Source organism: Pseudoalteromonas sp. 2CM39R, assembly GCF_023161845.1.
Window position 1 is genome coordinate 488,037 of sequence record NZ_JALNTM010000004.1, and the last position, 19,487, is coordinate 507,523.

Consider the following 19,487-nt stretch of genomic DNA (forward strand, 5'->3'; position numbering starts at 1 on the left):
CTTTACACTAATCGCTCATACAAGCCTGACGCCCGTGATACACTTTTACCCATGGCCAGTTGCAGCACTTTTTTATCTGCCACAAGCTCAAAGGTCTGTTTTGCGCGGGTAATTCCCGTGTACACTAATTGCCTATTAATACCGATACTCGCCTGCTTGAGCGGTGGTAATACCATTGCGGTATAACTAAACTCTGAGCCTTGGGATTTATGAATGGTCATTACATACACTTTATCGTGCGCCGGAAGCCGTGCGGGTGAAAATGCCCTTTCATTCCCTTGCTCATCAATGAACAGTGCCTTGAGTTGACCGCTTTCATCGGGCATTAAAATCCCTATATCACCATTAAATAATTTTAGCTGATAGTCGTTTTGACTAACCATTATCGGCATCCCTATATAATGCCGCTGATTAGGATTAACGCTAATTAAACTTTGCTGCTGTAATACCCGTTCAATACGCTGGTTTAAGCTATTAACACCATAATCGCCTTCACGTACCGCAGCAAGTAACTGATAACTGGCAAAAGCTGCATGCACTTGCGCAACACTGGCATCTTGCGCTATCAGGGTTAGGTAATTAGCATAATGACTTGCGGCACTATTTACTAACTTTTCAATCGGTGTGGAAACAAAATCATAGTCTAAAATAATATCGCTAAAATGCCCTTCGCTGCTTTGTTGTTCAACATAGTTTAATACCCCACGGTTGTTGGTATTAACCGCCAGCGCCAATTGACCTATGCCACTTTTTGCATCAAACCGATAGCTATGTTGTAAAAAGGCAATGCAGTCAGCGAGTTTAAACTCACTTTGACTTTGCGCTTTGAGTTTAACAGCGCCATTAAAGCACAGCGTATTCAATTGCTCACAGCGTACTTTTGAATAACGCGGTGTTTGTCCAAGCACTAACCCTTGGCATAAATCACTCATTACACTGCCAGTATCAACCGAAGCAAGTTGGTCTTTATCGCCGAGTAAAATCAATCGTGCATGATCTGGCAAGGCCTCAATTAATTTAGCCATAAGTGATAAGTCGACCATGCTGGCCTCATCAATAATCAATACATCAACATGCAACGGATTGCTTTTATCGTGCCGGAATTTATTGGTAAATGGCTTAACTCCCAACAAACGATGAATGGTTTGCGCGCTTTGCGGGATCAACGAATTAATATCATCTGGTATTTCACTAAGCTTATTTTTAGCCCCTAAAATTGACTCTGTTAGCCGTGCCGCTGCTTTACCTGTGGGTGCTACTAATTTTATGCTCAATGGCGCCGCTTGATATAACGATTGTAAAATCGCTAACAGCTTTGTCACCGTGGTGGTTTTACCGGTGCCAGGCCCGCCCGTGATCACACTAAAACCTTTTGTGGCGGCAATCGCACACGCTACTTTTTGCCAATCAATGTCAATACTCGGATCATCAGGAAAGTAGCGGGTTAATAACTGAGCAAGTACTGCATCATCAATGTTAAGTTGTCGTTCGCTCATTGTCAGTAATCGTTGGGCAAGGGTTTGTTCATAGCCTGCTAAACGAGAAAAATATAACCGGTGATTAAACAATTGCAGCGGCTTTTGCTCCCCAACACTATGATGTGAGAGTAAATAACGTATTGCTGCCTCAGTCGTAAAGTCATTACTAAATGGGCTGAGAGTATCAGGCTGTGTGCCCTCTAGTTTAGTAAAGTCGCTTTGACGTAAATTAAACGGATTAGTCCAATCAACCTCTGTTAGGGTTAAACAGCTATGCTGGCTTTGTTGCGATAAACACAGCATTAAGATTATATAAAAGAGGTCGTCATACCCTTGCTGTGCGTTTGTGCCACTGAGTAATTCAGCCAGTTTTACATCAACCACTCGCACTCTATGTTCGTTTGTTAAATACGCTAGCAACGGCACGACTTTAATACTTTCGCTGGCCTGCATCGTTGGCTGTGCTGTTGTGAGCACAGGTTCATCTAAAGGCGCATCATCTAAGTAATCAAACAAACCCGGTTGTTGATTTAAATCACTCATAGCATGGCTCCTTGGCTAAACAAGCCATCTAAAATAACGACTTGATCTGCACTTAGCTGTTTAAAGTACACTCCCTCACCTGCTGGCATACCGCGTAAAAAAGTATAATAAACACCGCCTAAATGCGTCTCTATTGAATAATCGGGAATTCGCTGTTTAAGCAAGCGATGCAGCGCTACGGTATAAATTAAATACTGTAAATGATATTGGTGGCTGGTCATTGCTTGCTCTAGCTGCTCAGGCACATAATCGGCGGGGGTGCTGCCCAAATAATTCGATTTATAATCTAAAATATAATACTTGCCTTGATAGCAAAAAATTAAATCAATAAAGCCTTTTAGTAACCCTTTAACATGGGCAAACTCAAGTTTACTTTGGTTAAAACCAAAATGTTTAATTAACACTTCATTAAGCTTAGGGGCACTGAGGCTGCTAAGCGGTAAATTAAACTCCATTTCTACTAAACAGTCACTTGGCGCTAATTGGCTCAAACTTAAATTATTCTCGCTGTTTAACGGGCAATTAAGTGCATCGAGTACCCATTGTTCGGTAATTTGCTGCCATTGCTCATCGATATGGTACTTTTCAAAAGCACGCTCAATCACAGCCGTTAAGTTTTGCTCTATATTCGTGGGATGATTTACCGGACTGGTAAAATCAAGCTGCTCAAATATTTCGTGCAAGCAACTCCCTGGTTTAGCGCCCTTTGGAAAGCTATACGGTGAAGGAAGTTCATCTTGCTGCACGGCAAACTCATCTCTTTGATGATCTTCATCGCTGCGCCCTGGAGCAAGTTGATCAGCATGCTTTTTAAAGCTCAAAGCACTAAAGCTAGTTGCTCGCCAGTCACGTTCAATCTGCGCCGTTACTGTATTAATAAGTAAATCGTGCTGTTTAGTGTCACTATTTTTTAAGCGAAGTATGCCCTGCTCATGTAATTCGCCTGAGGTAAATTGCTGGTATTGCATAGCATGATTAGCCTCACAAAATTCACTTAAATGGGTGCGCCACACTTGGCTACTGCTTATCTCTAACCCTGAGAACAACACATGCCCCAGCGCACTACTTTGAATTGCTAAACGGCTACTTTGCCCTTGAGAAATGTTATAAACGCCCAGCGAACAAAAATGCACTGCTCGGGTCAGTGCCACATAAAGCAAACGTAAGTCTTCTGCTAAACGTTCTTGTTCGGCTTTTTGCAGGGCGTCTTCGTCTTTACTTAAATCGTAAATCAACTTGCCATTTTGATGATAAAGCGCGTCTTTAGTTTCACGATAACCACTGGCAAATGGCATAAATACCAATGGGTATTCAAGCCCTTTAGAAGCGTGCATAGTCACAATTTTAACTAAGTTCGCATCACTTTCTAAGCGAACTTGCACTGTTTCGCCATCTTGCTGGCTCACCTTTTGCGCAAACCAACGTAATAAACGAAGTGTCCCTTCAAGCTCTATTTGTTTTTGCTGCAGTATTTCGCCAAGATGTCTAAAATCGGTAAGCCAACGTTCTACGTTATAGCCCAAGCCTTGCCATTTGGCACTGAGCTGATTGTGACTCAGTAAGCGTTCGAGCATTGCCATTGCCCCTTGCTTATGCCAAATATGGCTAAGTTGAGCAAAAAAGTTTAGGTGTTCTTGCCAGCTATTTTCATCATCGGCTAGAGCAAAAATATCGTTATAGCTTAAACAAAATAACGGGCCAGCTAATACACCGCGTAGTAACGCCTCATCGTACTGACCATGCAAAGCCGTTAAAAAATTGAGCAAGTGATGACTCAACTCTTGGCTAAATACACTGTCGCGCGACAAATACACACTGGCAATATTAGCTTTACTCAGCGCTTGCTTCATTATTTGTGCTTCAACGCGGTCGCGCACCAAAATACAAATATCAGCAGCACTGACAGGGTTAGCGCCAATACAAGCAATACCTTGGCTTGCTTGCTCAAGTAAAGTAACTATTTTATTAGCAAAATGGGTGGCTAAATGTGCTTGCCCTACGCCTTTACTGGTCGGCTTATTTTTTTCATCGCCGGCTTCATCTACAAACACATTAAACTCAAACGCGTTGGCAGGTTTACCGTCAATTAAAAACGACTCATCTGCTTTTTTGCCCTTGGCTTTCACTTTATTAAAGGGAATGGCATCGTTATAAATAAAGCTGTTGTCGTATTTACTGAATAAGCTGTTTACGCTATTTACAATATCACTGCTTGAGCGAAAGTTAGTGCCCAATGTAAATTGTTGTGGCTCATCTACCGCTTCTTTTGCGCCAATGTAGGTAAATATATCTGCGCCCCTAAACCCATAAATTGCTTGTTTAGGATCGCCTATCATAGCTAAAGTGGTATTGCTTTGAGCATAAATTTTACTAAAAATACCGTACTGAATCGGATCGGTATCCTGAAACTCATCTATCATTGCCACCGGAAATAACTGCGCTATTTTTTGTGCGAGCACATCACCTTGTTCACTCTTTAGGGCACTGTGTAAATTAGTCAGTAAATCGTCAGGGGTGATCACGCTTTGTTCTTGTTTGCGTTTAACTATGGCCGCTTTTACCCAGCTCGCCGCATATTGCACTATCGCAATTTTTAACCCTTGGTTGATGGTGTTGTTAAGTGCGGCTAAGGCATCGAATTGGCTAATAAGTGGATGCGTCAGTAATGTGCCATTTTTTTTATAATTAGCGGCATTACTTAAGTTCTCGCTACTCCACACCTCAAACGAATACTTACTGGTACCAAATTCAAAAAAGTCATCATTGCCTAAGCAAAATGCTTCAAGTGCAGCAAGGCTGCCCTTTCGCCCAGGTGTTTTTGAACCACTTAAATCGGATGCTTTAACAGCGCCAATAAACTCTTGCTCTAGGCACGCTTTTTTAAAGGCAGGAATACGCGCCAAGTATTCATCTCGCGCTTGCCATACCGCATCTAAACTAACTTGCGGGGTTATCTCTGCGTTCGCCTTATTTAAAATACTACTTACATGACTAAATAGTGATTCGGGCGCGGCAAATACCGCTAAAATCGCATCTGTTTTTTCTTTACTAAGTGGGTATACAAACGCGCGCCAAAAGTCTTTTATGGTTTCAAGCAGAATATCGCGCTCATCTAAAATGAACTCTAAGTTAAATGCCACACCGGATTCAAACGCATGCTGCTTTAGCATTCGCTGACAAAAACCATGAATGGTAAAAATAGCTGCTTCGTCCATTGATTTAGCTGCGGCATCGAGTAAGTCAAATGCACGGTGCTTGTCATCAACGCCCGCTATTACATCCTCAATTAGCTCATCATTGGGTACTTGCCCCAGTAACGCATCACGCGCAGCAATAATACGGCTACGAACACGGTCTTTAATTTCTTGCGTGGCGGCATCGGTAAAGGTTACTACCAAAATTTGCTCAACACTCAATGGCGTATTTAGCTCACCGGGTATTTGCATACCCAATAAATAACGCAAATACAAACCCGTGATCGTGTAGGTTTTACCTGTGCCAGCACTGGCTTCAATTAAGCTTTGCCCTGATAATGGCATAGTGAGTGGATTAAGCGCTTGCATAGTCACTCTCCTTGGCGTGCTCAAATAATGGGGCGAGTAGCTTATCGCTCCAATGTATAAATTCGTCTTGGCAGTCATTAAGTGATTGCACCGTTAAACGAATATAAGGGTTTTCCCCCTCGCCTCGGCCAATATACTGTGGACTAAATTTACTGTTGGCTTTTGCCATATCATCACCGCTTTTCACGTATTCATAACCACTTACCGGAAAAAACGCCACGGGCTTGTTGCGTAATTCTTTATAAAGCGCAAACCAATCTGCAAGCAGTAAATCGGCATCGGCTTTACTCATTGGGGCAAAGCTTATTTGCTTATCTAAACCCAGCAATAAGGTTTCAACCTCTTGTTGCATGCTTTGTGCAGCAAGGTGATAAATAAAGCCTTTAATTAAATCTTTAGCTTTAATACTGGCACTGCGATAAAACACTTGTTTTTGCATATACACATGGTTTAGCCAGCCTTCAATGGTGGTGTTTTCAAGTGATAGTAATACTTCTATCGGTTCGCTTTTACCCGCTTTTATTTGTTGTTTTACTTGCCCTGCAAGCGCATCAACGCGATGTTGCATGCTTTCATAAATTAAGCTACCAACATGAGCTTGCGGCAACTCACCGCGCTGCAGTATTTGTTCGGTACTTAGTGGGATATCGTTAATATTAGCTTCAAGTATTTCATCAAGGTAAAAATAACGGCGCAGCGCATCTAAGCTAAACGGTTCTTCATCTTTGGCTATGTCGTTAAATTGCGGCAAACGTAACCCTAAGCTTTGCTGATAAAAGCTCTCTTGGGCATGGCACACACTGCGAATAAACACATCAAGATCAAGTAGCTCTGGAGGCGTTACATCAAGCGTAGTAATTGCTTTTGGCTCAATGGCCTCGCTAGGCAGCCAAATTGGGTTATAGCTGTGGTTGTTAAGCCCTGCCTGTTCAGCGCTAGCTGGCAGATAATACTGACTATTAAAAGGTTGTAAATGTTGTTGGCTAATAAGACAATCTGGCAAGGATTTATCACTGGGTTCGCTAAGTTTGAAGCTGCGACCTATGTATTCTAACAATTCACTGACAAGCGTTGATGGCATGCGCGGCTGGTTGTCAAAACATGATCGGCCAATGTAGCTCATATATAAATTATCTCGGGCACTGAGAAGTGCTTCTAAAAAGAGGTAACGGTCATCGAGTTTTCGTGAACGATCACCTTTTTGCTTTTTAGAGTAAGGTACTAAGTCAAACCCGATAGGCTGCACGGTACGTGGGTAATCGGCATCGTTCAAGCCTAACATACACACTACCTTAAACGGCACGGCGCGCATTGGCATTAACGTACAAAAATTCACTTGCCCCACTAAAAAACGTTGGCCGACACCTTTTTCTTGTATGCCTTGTTTAATTAAATAGCTAACAATGCGCTGCGACACGGCCTCACTGTAATCACCGTTATCGTGGTGCTTACCAATATCTTCGAGTACTTTTTGCAGCACTAATAAATCCCAACTGTCGTCGCTTTCGCTTTCATAAATAGTATTGAGCAGCTCATTTAAAATTTGGGCTTTATTGGTGAGTGTGTCATCGGGGGTGAGCTTAGCTTTAAAGTCTTGCAGCACATCAATAAAATGTACCAGCTTATTAAGTGTATCGAGTGCCATGCCCTCAACCTCATCGGCACTATAAATACCATTAAATGGGCATTGTTCATCGCGCATGGCAATACCCAGTAGTAACCGGTTTAAGCCATGTTGCCAAGTGTTAAGCTCAATTGCGGGTAAATCAAAGCTACTTTTATGTTCCGCGTTTACACCCCATTTAACGCCAACGCGCTCCAACCAATACTGAATTTGCTCATATTCATGTGCTTCTAAGCCAAATTTTTCAGCAATTTGGGTAACCTGTAATAAATCGAGAATATCCGACACGCCGAAGCGCGAAAACGGTAAGTTAGCCAAACTGGCAAACGAACTCAGTACAGGTTTTTCTTGCTCTATGGCTAAATCAGCTAGCGCATAAGGTATAAATCGACTGCCTTGTGCACCGCCAAAAACCGCTTCAATGTAAGGGCTGTAGGTACCAACATCGGGCATCATCACGATGATGTCTTTCGGGGTAAGCGCTGGATTTTGATTAAATAAATTAAGTAAGTAATCGTGCAAACGCTCTACTTCTCGAAGCGGTGTATGGCAATCGCTAAGTGTAATGCTTGCATCGTTTGCAGTTATGGGCAGCTTGCCCTCGTCGTTAATAAACCATTCTTTATTATCGGTGAGCGACTCACCTTTAAAGGCAAGTTGGTAAATTTCACTTTGCACTTGGCCAAGTAAGCTGTCGTCAAATGCATCTATAAAGCCATCAATCCAGCGGGCATCAAGCTGCACTAGTTGCTCAAAATAGTCACGGCCGAGTTTGCCCCACGACGATAACAGCGGATTACCAATAAAATAGTATTCCTCATCGGGGTTGGTGTGCTTTTTTTGCTGCGCTTCCAGCAGCGGCATTTTTGCGTATTTAGCGGTGATTTTAGCGGCTGTTTTTTCATCAATGATATCGCCCCAGTAATGCTCGCTAGGGTTAAAAAAGAATAAAAATACTTCAGTTTTTTTACTCAAGGCTTCAAACACCTCAAGCTGCGAGCTAGCAATCGCCGATATGCCAAATAAGCTAATACGTTTTGGTAATAAGGCGCTATCCATGCTCTCAAGTGCAATGAGTAACTGCCCTTGCATATTGGCACGGTGAAATTGGCTTTGCCCTAGCTGTTTGCTTAATTTGACGATACGACGCCATAAATCGGGTTGCCAAGGCGCAATCGTTATATCAACATCATCAAGCTCATCGGTGCCACTATCCCATTTGGCTATCCAATGGGGGCGATACATCAAATATTGGTCGTACACATCGGCTATTTTTTCACATAGAGCAAAGGTTTTTTGGCCGTCAATATCGCCCTCTAAATAGGTTTTAAGCGGTAAGTACAGCGGCTCATTTATGCACTGGGGTAAAATGGCAAATAATTTCCAAGCAAGGTTAGGTTTGTTAAAGGCCGACTCTTTAGGCACGTTTGGCAGTAATTGCTGATACAACTGCCAAATAAAACTCGACGGTAGCGGAAAGTCTACCTGTGCAGCTACACCTAAATTTTCACTTAAACCGATTTTAAGCCATTGCGACATACCCGGCGATTGCACTAACACCACTTCTTTATCAAATGGGCTTTGCAATGGGTTTACTTTTAATAGCTGATGAAACTGCGCTTGCAGGGCTTCCATTCGGTTTGATTGAATAATATTGAGCATACGATACCAGCCTTACTTGAGATAAAGCCAGTGTAAGATATTTTCAATTTAAGCGGTAGCGCTAAGGGGACATTGACGTTAATAAATCAGCAAGTTAGCCCGCCGATAGATGAACTTTTAAACGCACAGCTTTAACCGCAGTGCGTTTATTATTTAAATGGTGATGCTATTTATAAGGACTAATACTTGAAAGACTAAAATCACTTTGCATAATAACTTGGCCATCAATGCCTTTAAGTTTTAATGAAATAGCAGGGTCGACTTGTTGCCAGTCTATGCCTAAATCACCATAGTTAACATTATGTGTGTAATTACCCACACGATGCTGGTTAGGGCTAACGTCTTTCCACTTTTCTGTCAGACCTGAGCTGGTCATTTCAATAAGCGGGTAATCAAGGTTATGTTGATACCTTGAAATCTCGCCCCAGTGAGTATCGCCACTAATAATAATCACACCATTTACTTGGTGTTTTTTAATTAGCGCAAATAAACGGTTTCGATCCTCAGGAAAATTTGCCCACGACTCCCAGCCGGTAAAATCTGGCAGTAACTGCAAGCTTGACGCTATTAGCTTTATTGCCGCTGGCTTTTTAAGCTCGGCTTCAAGCCATTGCCACTGTGCTTCCCCTAGCATTGATGCGCCTTTAACTTCAGTTGGACTGTACGGGCCTTGGTTATTTGCTTTACGCTTGGTGTAATACTCAATCTCGCTAACAGAATTAAGTGTGTCACGATTAAAGCGTAAATCTGGCATGATCACCTGCACGGTTTGCTCGCCTTCGCCATACATGTACGAGGTATAAATGCCGTCAGCACGGGTACGGCGTTTTGAGTTTGCCGGTTCTTGCCAAAAATCGAGCATGATTTGCCGCGATGCTTCTTTATGCGGATACTCTTTCCCCGCGTCATTTTGACCATAATCGTGATCATCCCACATAGCTATTATTGGTGTTTGTGCGCGTAGTGCTTTAAAGCCTGGCTTTGCTCCAAGGCGTTGGTATTTATTTTTAAGCACAGTCATGTCGTTAGTATCGCCGTAGATGTTATCCCCTAAAAATATAAATAAATCACTCTGCTCTTTGTTAATGGCGTTAAATATAGGAATGTCTTTATCTTGATGCCCACACGAGCCAAATAATATTTTAGACGGCGCAGCCATTGCTCCACTACTAATCACAATAGTCAGTGACAGTGCAAAATGCTTAAGGGTTTTTAGTAACTGTTTCATTTTAAAATCTCGTTAATAGCCGGTGCCATATTAGGGTTAATTATGTGTGGATTTTGCCCAAGTGCTTTTAAAACGGTGGCGGCAACTTGCGCTTGTTTAAGCTCGTTTTTAGTTTTAATTAAGCCGTTATTTTTAATTGCAGGGCCAATAGCTGCCAGCCAAATATGCTCAGAGCCTACTACGCCGTTAGGAAACACATCTGCACCTAGGTTAAGCTCTAGCAATGCTCGACGAGAGCTGTGATGCTGCCAATCACTGGCATGACTTCCACGGCCATGATCAGTAGTAACAATTAACGTCGTATTATTTTTATAACCTGGGGTACTTTGAATGGTTTGCCATAAATCTTTTAAAAATGCATCGCTTTGTTTGGCCGACTTTAAGTAAGCATCGTAATGGCCATCGTGAGCAAAATCGTCAGTCTCTCCCAAACTAATCACCAATAGTCTTGGTTTTTTCGCCAGCATATACGCCTTGGCAAATCGATAGGTAAAACTATCAAGCCGCACATTGTGCCATGGGCTGGGTATTTCTGTTTGTAGCGCATTAAGTAGCGCTGCGTCAGCAAATAAATCATCAGCAACGGGCATAAACCCCGCATTCACCTGCACCTTACTGCGCTTAGTATTTACAATGTAAGGAAACACATCCCAACTACCAAATAACGCGGTGCTTTTTTTAAATTCAGGCTGGGCGTTTAAACGCTCTAAAATGGTTTTATTTGGGTTGAATACCTTGTCGTTACTGTTGATACTTTCATCCACTTCGCCAGTGAGAATTTCGTTATACCCAGGGTATGAAAAATACCACGGATTACTCACCGACATAGTTGAGCCTTTAGCTCTATCGCCAATAATAACGCCTTGCTTTGCGATAGTTTGAGTTAAAAATGGCATTAGCAATTGTTGACGCTGTTGCGGGTTTTCATGCCAGAACTGGCTCTTTAAATGTGCTGGTTGCTTAACAAATTCTTTATTATTAATCAGCTTGCTATCGGCACCATTAAATACTTCTTGCCAGCGTACCCCATCTAAAGTTACCAACACCACATTTTGCGGTGCTGCCAAAACCGCCTGACTGTTAAGTAAAACCAAACCGATTATTAGTATTGTTACTATTGTTTGCATACACACCTCGTTTAATAAAAAGCCCATCAATGATGGGCTTAATTACGTTTTAAAACGTGGCCGTTAACGTCACGGCTGCTGTGCGTGGGGCGCCAATAAAGTAAGTGCTTCCATTGCCTGTGCCGCCCGCTAGGTAGCTTTCATCAGTAATGTTGTAAACCACAAAAGCAATATCAATTGCTTTGAAGGGGCCAGCATTAACTTCAGCTGCGTAGCCTGCATTTAAATCAACCACGGTGTAGCTATCTACATCGCCACGCTCGCCAGTGTATTTAGCCGATAAACCAAAGCGGAAATCACCGCTGTAATAATCGGTTGAAAGCACAAATAAATCATCTACTGAATCAATTACTTTGCCTCCTGCTTCAAAGCCTGGCGCATCGCCTTTGTATTCAGAGCTATTATTGGTGTATGAGCTATATACATTCCACTCATTATTAAGCATATAACTTGCTGACAGCTCTAAACCTGTCGATTCAATACCGCCCACATTTAGGTACGAGCCGTTAGTACCTATGGTGTAATCAATACCCCCCGTGTCGCTGCCTGGTGCGATAAAGGTAATACGGTTATCAAATTCAATTGAATAGGCCGTTGCCGTTAGCTTAAGTGCATTATTTTGATAGCGTACACCTAGATCAATATTTTCTGCGGTTTCTGGCTCAATAGCTGATAAATCAGAGCTGTCGCGTTCAAGCACACCATCTTTAATGGCAGCAAAGTTTTCGCTGTAGCTGGTAAATAACTCAGTATTACTATTTAGCTGATATAAAATACCGCCACTAAATAGAAGGTCTGAATCACTGTTTACTTTAGCTGTTGTCGCATTTTGATAATGGTCATACTTTTCTATGTCTACTAAGTACTTTTTAACCCCTAGATTAAGGGTTAAGTCGCCAAATGCCATTGAGTCTTGGGCGTACCATTTAAGGGTATCGGTTTCAAAGGTGTTTTTGTATTGCGTCCAGTATGGGGTGTTATCAAAGTGATGATAAATGCGCGCATCTATAACTTTATGCCAATCACGCGACTCATCACGGTCACTTTGCTCATACCAAAAACCCGCTTCAATATCGTGCATGCCAAAGGTCGCTTGATAATTAGCAGTTATCCCTAAACGATCTTTATTATAATGTGTATGACGATAAGACATAACAGGCGTGGCATCAGCATCGTAACATGCAGGATTGAGCTCAGGGCCCGACTCCCACGGCCAGTTTAAGCTTGCTGTGCAACCTGCGTTGGGAGCAAGTGGGTTGCCATTACTATCTGTAAAGCCATAAGAGCCTGCGTTTGTGCCACCTTCTGTGGTTGGGTTACCATTTTCATCTACAGGAGACGTTAAATAAGGAGGGATCCAATCACCTCGGCCTGAGTTTTTATGGTAATACGGGCTAACGGTTAACAATGAGATGGGTGAAATCGCGTATTCAAACTTTAAATACCCTAGAGTGTTTTCACGCAGCGTGCCCCAACCTTCTGCAAACATTTGGTCAAAGTGAGGAACGCCTGTCCAGTTCCATGTTAGTTGATCCCAATCTGGAGTTTGTTCAAATTGTGCCAAGCTCACGCTATTATAATTCGTCTCGCTTACATCATCGTAAGATAAACGCCCTGTTATAGTTAACTCATCAAGGGTGGTGACAAATTTCGCTTCAGCATGTTGGTTATCTTTCCCGCCATTGCTGCCCGAGCCAATCCAGCGGCTAGTATCGGTTTGCGAATAACTCACATACGCTTGAGTATTATCAAAAATGGTGCCAGTTTCGTGTTTAACGTAATAGCGACTTGCGTCATGGCTGCCTGAGGTATATGCAAAAGTGGTGCTTTTTTCAAAGCTAGGCGCTTTACTTACAAAGTTAAAAGTACCACCTAGCGCCTCTAACGAGGCTGATTTAATATCTGAAGTGCCCTGACCTACTTCCACGGTGACAAGATTTTCGCTATCTAGGTAACGATTCGCTTTAGCACCACCGCCATAATTTGAACCGCCATTAGGAATACCGTCTACCGTCATACCTAATTGCTGCTGGTTTGAGTCGATACTAAAACCACGCATGGTAATAGTTGTTGACCAATCGTCGCCGCCAAATGCGTCGCCTTCGTTTATGCTAATGCCAGGTAAGTTATCTATTACTGATAACACACTCGATACCGAGCTTTGTTGCTCAAGCATGGCAGGTTCAATAACGTTGTTTGCATAACTGGTTGGTTTTGCAGTAACGGTTACTTCTTCTATCACGTTATCGTTAGCATAAGCTGAAGTTGATACCGCCATGGCCACAGCCATGCTCAAAATCGATTTATTTTTTAAAGCGTACATTGTTGTCCCGTTTGATTCTAATTATAAAAGGTAATTATGAAAGCGGGCACAGTCTATTTTTTAAATATGACAACGAGGGGGAACTTTATTGACAGCAAGATTAAACAATTATGAGTAAATTATGGCAAATAAATGTATAAAAAAAGACACTCACGGTTGCCCATGAGTGCTATATTATTTTTTAAAAAATTAGCTGCTATTTCAATTCAGCTAGCATGTCATCACTGTAAGCTGTGACTTCTTCGCCGTTTTTAATTTTGCTAATGTAATCTGGGTTAGCTATAAGCGGGCGACCAATAGCAATTAAATCAAATTTATTGTCGTTAATCGCTTCTTTCGCAGTTTCAAAACTATAACTACCTACACCCACTAAGGTACTTGCATAACCAGCTCGTAAAAATTCAGAGGTTGATTTACCTTCTAGTGAATCAAAACGCATGCTGTCGTCAAAAATACCGCCGTGTAAATAAGCTAACTTGCGGTTTTCAAGCTCTGGTAATAAGTAGTCAAATACTGCTTTATCGCGATTGTCTTCGCTCATATTAAAATAAGCACCTGGCGTTAAACGCATAGCGGTACGCTCATTGCCTACAACATCAATAACTGCATCGGTTACTTCCAGTGCAAAACGAGACATGTTTTCTGGTGTTTGCCCGTACTCGTCATCACGTTCATTTGCCGCATAATGTAAAAATTGGTCAATTAAATAACCATTAGCACCGTGAATTTCTACGCCGTCAAAACCCGCTTCCATCGCATTTTCTGCGGCTTTAGCGTAGTCAGCCACTAAGCCTTTAATGTCGTCTGTAGTTACAGGCTTTGGCGTAACATAAGTGAGCTCGCGCATACGCGGTACTGAACCTTCAACCCCTATTGCCGATGGCGCCAAAACATCACCACCAAAAAAGTGAGGGTGTGCTACACGGCCAACATGCCATAGTTGTGCAAACATTTTTCCGCCATTGGCATGTACTGCATCAGTGACTTTTTTCCAACCTTGAATTTGTTCGCTAGTGAAAAGCCCAGGGGTGTTTGGATAACCTTGAGCATCAGCACGGATAATAATGGCTTCACTAATAATTAAGCCTACATCAGCACGGCGAGCGTAGTAATCAACCATGGCTTGTGTTGGCACTAAATTGTCATCTGCCATACAACGGGTCAATGGTGCCATAAGTACGCGGTTTTGCAGTTCTATGCTGTTATTTAATTTAAAAGGTGAAAGTAAGTCAATCGACATAATATTTATCCTTTGTTGAATGTACATTCAAGATAAGGTCACTTGAATGAATATTCAAGTATAATTTTGAAACTTTGTTTAAGATTGCGTAAACTCCACCTAGGCCTAAGAAAAATAAATTTATTCATTACTACTCTCTCCACTAAAAGAGTCATTATGAGAACTGCAGAATTTGATAAAGAGTTTGTACTGCGCCAAGCTATGGCCATGTTTATGCTTCATGGCTATGCAAAAACCAGTATGCAAAAACTGACTCAAGCCACCCATTTACATCCGGGTTCTTTGTATGGGGCATTTGGTAATAAAAAAGGCATTTTTTTAGCCGCTACGGAGCAATACCAAACCGATCGCAATACACAATTTACGGCGCTGTTTGAGCACAGTAATTGTATTTTAGATACGCTGAAACAATACCTTAATATCATTGTGCAAGAATGTATCGACGGCGAAGCAACTAAAGTGTGCTTGCTTACAAAAAGCATTAGCGAGGTAGAGGGTAACGATCCACAAATTTGCCACGTATTACGTACTAATTTAACGGCGTACGAGCATGCCTTTGCGCAGCAATTACAAAAAGCGATAGATAACAAAGAAATTACCAATGGGCGAAGTGCCATAGAGCTAGCACGATTTTGTGTTATGGGTATTTATGGATTGCGCACTTATGCATTAACAAATCAAGACCCTGACGCACTAAACCAGCTAGCCGACGAGCTGCTTGCAGCCATTAGCTAAACTTAATTTTAAAGCGCAGTATGTCGCTGCCTTTTGTATTCCCCCCCACAGTGAGAGAGAGCCAAAAATGACCACTGACAATTTATCAAAGCAAGACGACGTAATTTTAGGCCTTGGCGCAAAAAAACGACTCGCATACATGTACGAAACTGTGCAACAGTTTAAGCAAGTGTGGATTTTAAACGATGACGACGGCTGCGTAATGCTCACTAACGAAGACGACGATTGCGTACCCGTATGGCCAACCCGTGATTTTGCACAAGCATGGGCAACCGGTGAATGGGAAGGATGTACACCTAAAGCAATTCTAACAGCAGATTGGTTTAGCCGCTGGACGCCAGGCCTTGAAGAAGACGACTTACTAGTTGCCGTGTTCCCTACCGAAGAAGACGACGGCACAATTTTATTTCCTGATGAATTTCAAGCGCAGCTCAATGCTAAACCAAAAAAATATTAAACTGCCCATAAAGCCATTTTGACAAATGGCTTTTTAATTACCTTCTTGTTGTTAGCAATCCTTCAAATATAAACCATCACTAAAAGCAGTCATACAATAGCCAAACTAAATAAATTATTAACCCTTTAATTAATCATTAACTATATTTTTATAATAACAGCTCACCGTTTAGTGATTAAAGTTAGTAACTAAAAAGCAAAAATACGCTAAAGCGGTCATAACTATAATTATTCTGTTAAAAATGCAGTACAATTTTTACCGGTCACTAACTTAGGTATTACATGCGGTACACTTTCAATTTTATATGTTGTTTACTATTTCAAACCATTAGTTTTAATGCTTTTGCTGTAGCATTAAATCAAAATGACAGCTTACAACTAAAGTCTGCTATGTGGCATCAAGTAGATTTAGCTAAACCAACCCAAGGTGAGCAACTCGTTAATGCCTATCACAATGTAAGTACTCCCGTCACTTCGCTGTATAGTGCCCATGGCAGTGCAATAGCAAAAATTAGTTTAACCACAACGAGTGCAGGACGCTGGTATATAATCCCCCAAATTAATTATTTAGATAGTGGCGTTGCTTTTTATCAAGATACTAGTGGGATCAGAAAAATCGCTGATTTTTCACAAAATAGCGTCACTCAATCAGCCATTGTAATGCACAGTCAAGCTTTTGAATTACAGCTAGAAGCTAATTCACACGGTGTTTTATGGCTTTATATTAATGCTAAGCACTTTGCTAAACCTGTTAGCATTAACGTTATACCTCAATCTGCTTTTGTTAAACTTCAGTTTTATATCAATTCATTAAGCTTAGTGTCTATTACGATAATGCTAACCTTGGCCTGCATGGCCTTAATAATGTTTTTTAAAACACAACATCGCGTGGCGTTATTTTGTGCAGGTTATATAGGGTTACACGGCATTGGCTGGGCATTCGCGGCGGGGATAGTTGCGTTACTTTTTAATTACCACGCAATTAATACCCATTACTTTGGTATGTATATTTTTGCTTTCGCTATTGCTTGTGCCAGCTCATTTGCCTATTACTTATTTAACTTTGACCAACATACCCGTACTGGTATTAGCCGATTTTTAAAATACTTTTCCATAACGGCACTTGCCTGTGGTTTTTTAAACCTCTTTTTACCCTTTCATTGGGTCTTCTATTTAGCTCACTTCCTCGCTGCAATTTGGGTGTATTTAAGCTTAAAGCTTGGCTTTACAATGCTGGGGATGAAGGACTTTAGAGCGAAATATTTTTTAACTGGCAATCTTGTTTATAGCTTGTCCTTAGTTATTTTTATTTTATCGCACCTAAATTTAATAGAAATAAGTTCACCTGAATTATGGGTGCTTATTGCTCTGGCCATTGATTGTATCTGTATTTTACTTTCTTTATCTGAATGGCTAAAAATAAAGCAAAATAATTTTATAAAAGCGCTAGAGCTATCACGCATAGACCCACTCACCAAAGTAGGAAACCGGCTGCAATTACAAGAAATACTTGATAACTTAGATAATTTTTATCTCATAGTGTTTATAGATTGCGACAATATTAAAAGCGTTAACGATCACCTAGGTCATGCTCACGGTGACAAGCTACTCATTGAGGTTACGCGGTTAATACAAAATGCGTTAGCCGACAAAGGCGAGGTATGCAGAACCGGCGGTGATGAGTTTATTTGTGTGTGTAACGTCAAATCAGCACAACAGCTCGCCCAACTCATCCTGAGCATAAACGAGTCATTAAACTATATTCATCAACAAGTTCAAAAACATTGGCCGTTATCAGGCGTGAGCTATGGCTTAGCAAGTAGTGAGGAATGTAATGACTACAAAGCCTGCTTAACTTTAGCCGACCAACGAATGTATACATTAAAACATCAGCGTAAAAACAAACGCCAAGTAAAAGCCAACACGCTTAACTTTATTACAGGCACAAAAAAGGACGTCCTGAGACGTCCTAATATAGAATAATGGTGGAGAGAGAGGGATTCGAACCCTCGTTAGGGATTAACCTAAACACACTTTCCAGGCGTGCGCCTTCAGCCACTCAGCCATCTCTCCACAATGTTGCTTTGCAACAGCGCGCTATAGTATGAAATACACTTGCTTGGTGCAAGGCCTTTTTAACATCATGCTTTTAACTGCTCAATAATCAAACTAACTACTCATAAGCAAATAAAAAGGCGATACCTGAGTATCGCCTTTATCTAATGCATTATATTGCTATTTATTATTTTGCCATATTGGCTGTAAAGTCTAGCATGCGATTTAATGATTTAAGTGCGCCTTCACGCAAATCCATATCAACAAACACTTCTTTACCGCTGGCATCAATCAGTGCCTCCTCAATCGCTTGTAAGCCGTTCATTGCCATCCAAGGGCAGTGAGCGCAAGTTTTACATGTAGCGCCGCTACCAGCCGTTGGCGCTTCAAAAAACTCTTTATCTGGGCATAGTTGCTGCATTTTATAAAAAATACCGCGATCGGTTGCCACGATAAACTTTTTATTAGGCATAGTTTGCGCTGCTTTAATAAGCTGGCTAGTAGAGCCAACAGCATCAGCAAGTTCAACAATTTCAGCTGGTGATTCTGGATGCACCAATACGCCTGCATCTGGATGCAAGACTTTAAAGTCTTTTAGCGCTTTGGTTTTGAACTCATCATGTACAATACATGCGCCGTTCCACATGATCATATCGGCGCCAGTATTCTTTTGAATATAACTGCCTAAATGCTTATCTGGGCCCCAAATGATTTTTTCGCCTTGCTCATCTAAGTGCTCTACTATTTCAAGTGCACACGATGAGGTAACTATCCAATCAGCACGCGCTTTAACCGCGGTAGAAGTGTTAGCATACACTACCACTTTACGGTCTGGGTGTTGATCACAAAACGCTGAAAACTCATCCACTGGGCAACCAATATCTAATGAACAAGTCGCTTCAAGTGTTGGCATAACCACGGTTTTGTTAGGGGTTAAAATTTTAGCAGTCTCACCCATAAAACGTACACCCGCGACGATGATCATATCGGCTTCATGGCGAGCGCCAAAACGCGCCATTTCGAGTGAATCGGCTACACAGCCGCCCGTTTCTTCAGCAAGTGCTTGAATTTCAGGATCAGTGTAATAATGAGCAACAAGTACCGCGTTTTTCTCTTGCAGTAATTGTTTTATACGCGCTTTATATTCGCCTTTTTCGTCTTGTGTTAACGGTGCCGGCTTAGGAGGGAAAATATAACCTTCAGGCATAATAGTTTGAGCTAAACTCATGTTCTCGACCACTTTATTTACAGTGCAATTAATAGCGCAAATTATACGAGAAACGAACGGTAAATAATAGCAATCTAGTCAGGCAGTTTATAAATAAAAATAAGGGAGATACTAAGAAATATATTATACGGAGAAAGTGTACCAGAAGTGGTGGGTCATGATGGACTTGAACCATCGACCAATGGATTAAAAGTCCACTGCTCTACCAACTGAGCTAATGACCCG

11 protein-coding genes and 2 tRNA genes are annotated in these 19,487 nt (G+C 41.6%); 3 read left to right on the forward strand and 10 right to left on the reverse strand.

Features of this window, described 5'->3' with window-relative positions:
• Positions 1 to 2: 2 nt before the first annotated feature.
• The 7 genes from recD to MTF66_RS12595 form a co-directional block, all read right to left on the reverse strand.
• Entirely contained in the window at positions 3 to 2,021 is a 2,019-nt protein-coding gene (recD, locus tag MTF66_RS12565) for an exodeoxyribonuclease V subunit alpha (protein ID WP_138623017.1), read from the reverse strand.
• The gene (recB, locus tag MTF66_RS12570; RefSeq protein ID WP_138623019.1) at positions 2,018 to 5,584 is read right to left on the reverse strand and encodes an exodeoxyribonuclease V subunit beta; all 3,567 of its coding nucleotides are present in this window, start codon (positions 5,582 to 5,584) and stop codon (positions 2,018 to 2,020) included. The genes recD and recB overlap by 4 nt, the downstream gene beginning before the upstream one ends.
• The gene (gene recC / locus MTF66_RS12575) at positions 5,571 to 8,870 is read right to left on the reverse strand and encodes an exodeoxyribonuclease V subunit gamma (RefSeq protein WP_138623021.1); all 3,300 of its coding nucleotides are present in this window, start codon (positions 8,868 to 8,870) and stop codon (positions 5,571 to 5,573) included. The genes recB and recC overlap by 14 nt, the downstream gene beginning before the upstream one ends.
• A 166-nt stretch (positions 8,871 to 9,036) precedes the next feature.
• Positions 9,037 to 10,098: an alkaline phosphatase D family protein gene (locus MTF66_RS12580; RefSeq protein WP_138623023.1), complete on the reverse strand. Its 1,062-nt coding sequence runs from the start codon at positions 10,096 to 10,098 to the stop codon at positions 9,037 to 9,039.
• On the reverse strand, positions 10,095 to 11,225 hold the full coding sequence (locus MTF66_RS12585; protein WP_171043273.1) for an alkaline phosphatase family protein: 1,131 nt from the start codon (positions 11,223 to 11,225) through the stop codon (positions 10,095 to 10,097). The genes MTF66_RS12580 and MTF66_RS12585 overlap by 4 nt, the downstream gene beginning before the upstream one ends.
• 49 nt (positions 11,226 to 11,274) lie before the next feature.
• A complete protein-coding gene (locus MTF66_RS12590) occupies positions 11,275 to 13,548 on the reverse strand; it encodes a TonB-dependent receptor domain-containing protein (protein ID WP_248527322.1) in 2,274 nt (757 codons plus the stop codon).
• Positions 13,549 to 13,744: 196 nt separating this feature from the next.
• Entirely contained in the window at positions 13,745 to 14,788 is a 1,044-nt protein-coding gene (locus MTF66_RS12595) for an alkene reductase (RefSeq protein ID WP_109874847.1), read from the reverse strand.
• Between the two features lie 156 nt (positions 14,789 to 14,944).
• On the opposite strand from MTF66_RS12595, the gene MTF66_RS12600 reads away from it, so the two are divergent.
• The 3 genes from MTF66_RS12600 to MTF66_RS12610 all read left to right on the forward strand — a co-directional run bounded on the left by MTF66_RS12600 (position 14,945) and on the right by MTF66_RS12610 (position 17,962).
• Positions 14,945 to 15,523: a TetR/AcrR family transcriptional regulator gene (locus tag MTF66_RS12600; protein ID WP_008109773.1), complete on the forward strand. Its 579-nt coding sequence runs from the start codon at positions 14,945 to 14,947 to the stop codon at positions 15,521 to 15,523.
• A gap of 67 nt (positions 15,524 to 15,590) precedes the next feature.
• On the forward strand, positions 15,591 to 15,980 hold the full coding sequence (locus tag MTF66_RS12605; protein WP_248527323.1) for a DUF2750 domain-containing protein: 390 nt from the start codon (positions 15,591 to 15,593) through the stop codon (positions 15,978 to 15,980).
• Between the two features lie 281 nt (positions 15,981 to 16,261).
• Complete coding sequence (locus MTF66_RS12610; protein WP_248527324.1) at positions 16,262 to 17,962, forward strand: diguanylate cyclase; 1,701 nt, start codon at positions 16,262 to 16,264, stop codon at positions 17,960 to 17,962.
• On the opposite strand, the gene MTF66_RS12615 is transcribed toward MTF66_RS12610, so the two are convergent.
• From MTF66_RS12615 to MTF66_RS12625, 3 genes are all read right to left on the reverse strand, one after another.
• Positions 17,963 to 18,052 (reverse strand) — tRNA-Ser (locus MTF66_RS12615).
• Positions 18,053 to 18,221: 169 nt separating this feature from the next.
• On the reverse strand, positions 18,222 to 19,262 hold the full coding sequence (gene nadA / locus MTF66_RS12620; protein WP_008466811.1) for a quinolinate synthase NadA: 1,041 nt from the start codon (positions 19,260 to 19,262) through the stop codon (positions 18,222 to 18,224).
• A gap of 148 nt (positions 19,263 to 19,410) precedes the next feature.
• Positions 19,411 to 19,486 (reverse strand) — tRNA-Lys (locus tag MTF66_RS12625).
• Position 19,487 lies beyond the last annotated feature (1 nt).

Bases quoted from the DNA above. Each gene is read 5' to 3' on its own strand.
- MTF66_RS12600 (WP_008109773.1), top strand. From the start codon at position 14,945: ATGAGAACTGCAGAATTTGATAAAGAGTTTGTACTGCGCCAAGCTATG.
- MTF66_RS12580 (WP_138623023.1), bottom strand. From the start codon at position 10,098: ATGAAACAGTTACTAAAAACCCTTAAGCATTTTGCACTGTCACTGACT.
- MTF66_RS12590 (WP_248527322.1), bottom strand. From the start codon at position 13,548: ATGTACGCTTTAAAAAATAAATCGATTTTGAGCATGGCTGTGGCCATG.
- nadA (WP_008466811.1), bottom strand. From the start codon at position 19,262: ATGAGTTTAGCTCAAACTATTATGCCTGAAGGTTATATTTTCCCTCCT.
- recD (WP_138623017.1), bottom strand. From the start codon at position 2,021: ATGAGTGATTTAAATCAACAACCGGGTTTGTTTGATTACTTAGATGAT.
- MTF66_RS12585 (WP_171043273.1), bottom strand. From the start codon at position 11,225: ATGCAAACAATAGTAACAATACTAATAATCGGTTTGGTTTTACTTAAC.
- MTF66_RS12605 (WP_248527323.1), top strand. From the start codon at position 15,591: ATGACCACTGACAATTTATCAAAGCAAGACGACGTAATTTTAGGCCTT.
- MTF66_RS12610 (WP_248527324.1), top strand. From the start codon at position 16,262: ATGCGGTACACTTTCAATTTTATATGTTGTTTACTATTTCAAACCATT.
- MTF66_RS12595 (WP_109874847.1), bottom strand. From the start codon at position 14,788: ATGTCGATTGACTTACTTTCACCTTTTAAATTAAATAACAGCATAGAA.
- recB (WP_138623019.1), bottom strand. From the start codon at position 5,584: ATGCAAGCGCTTAATCCACTCACTATGCCATTATCAGGGCAAAGCTTA.
- recC (WP_138623021.1), bottom strand. From the start codon at position 8,870: ATGCTCAATATTATTCAATCAAACCGAATGGAAGCCCTGCAAGCGCAG.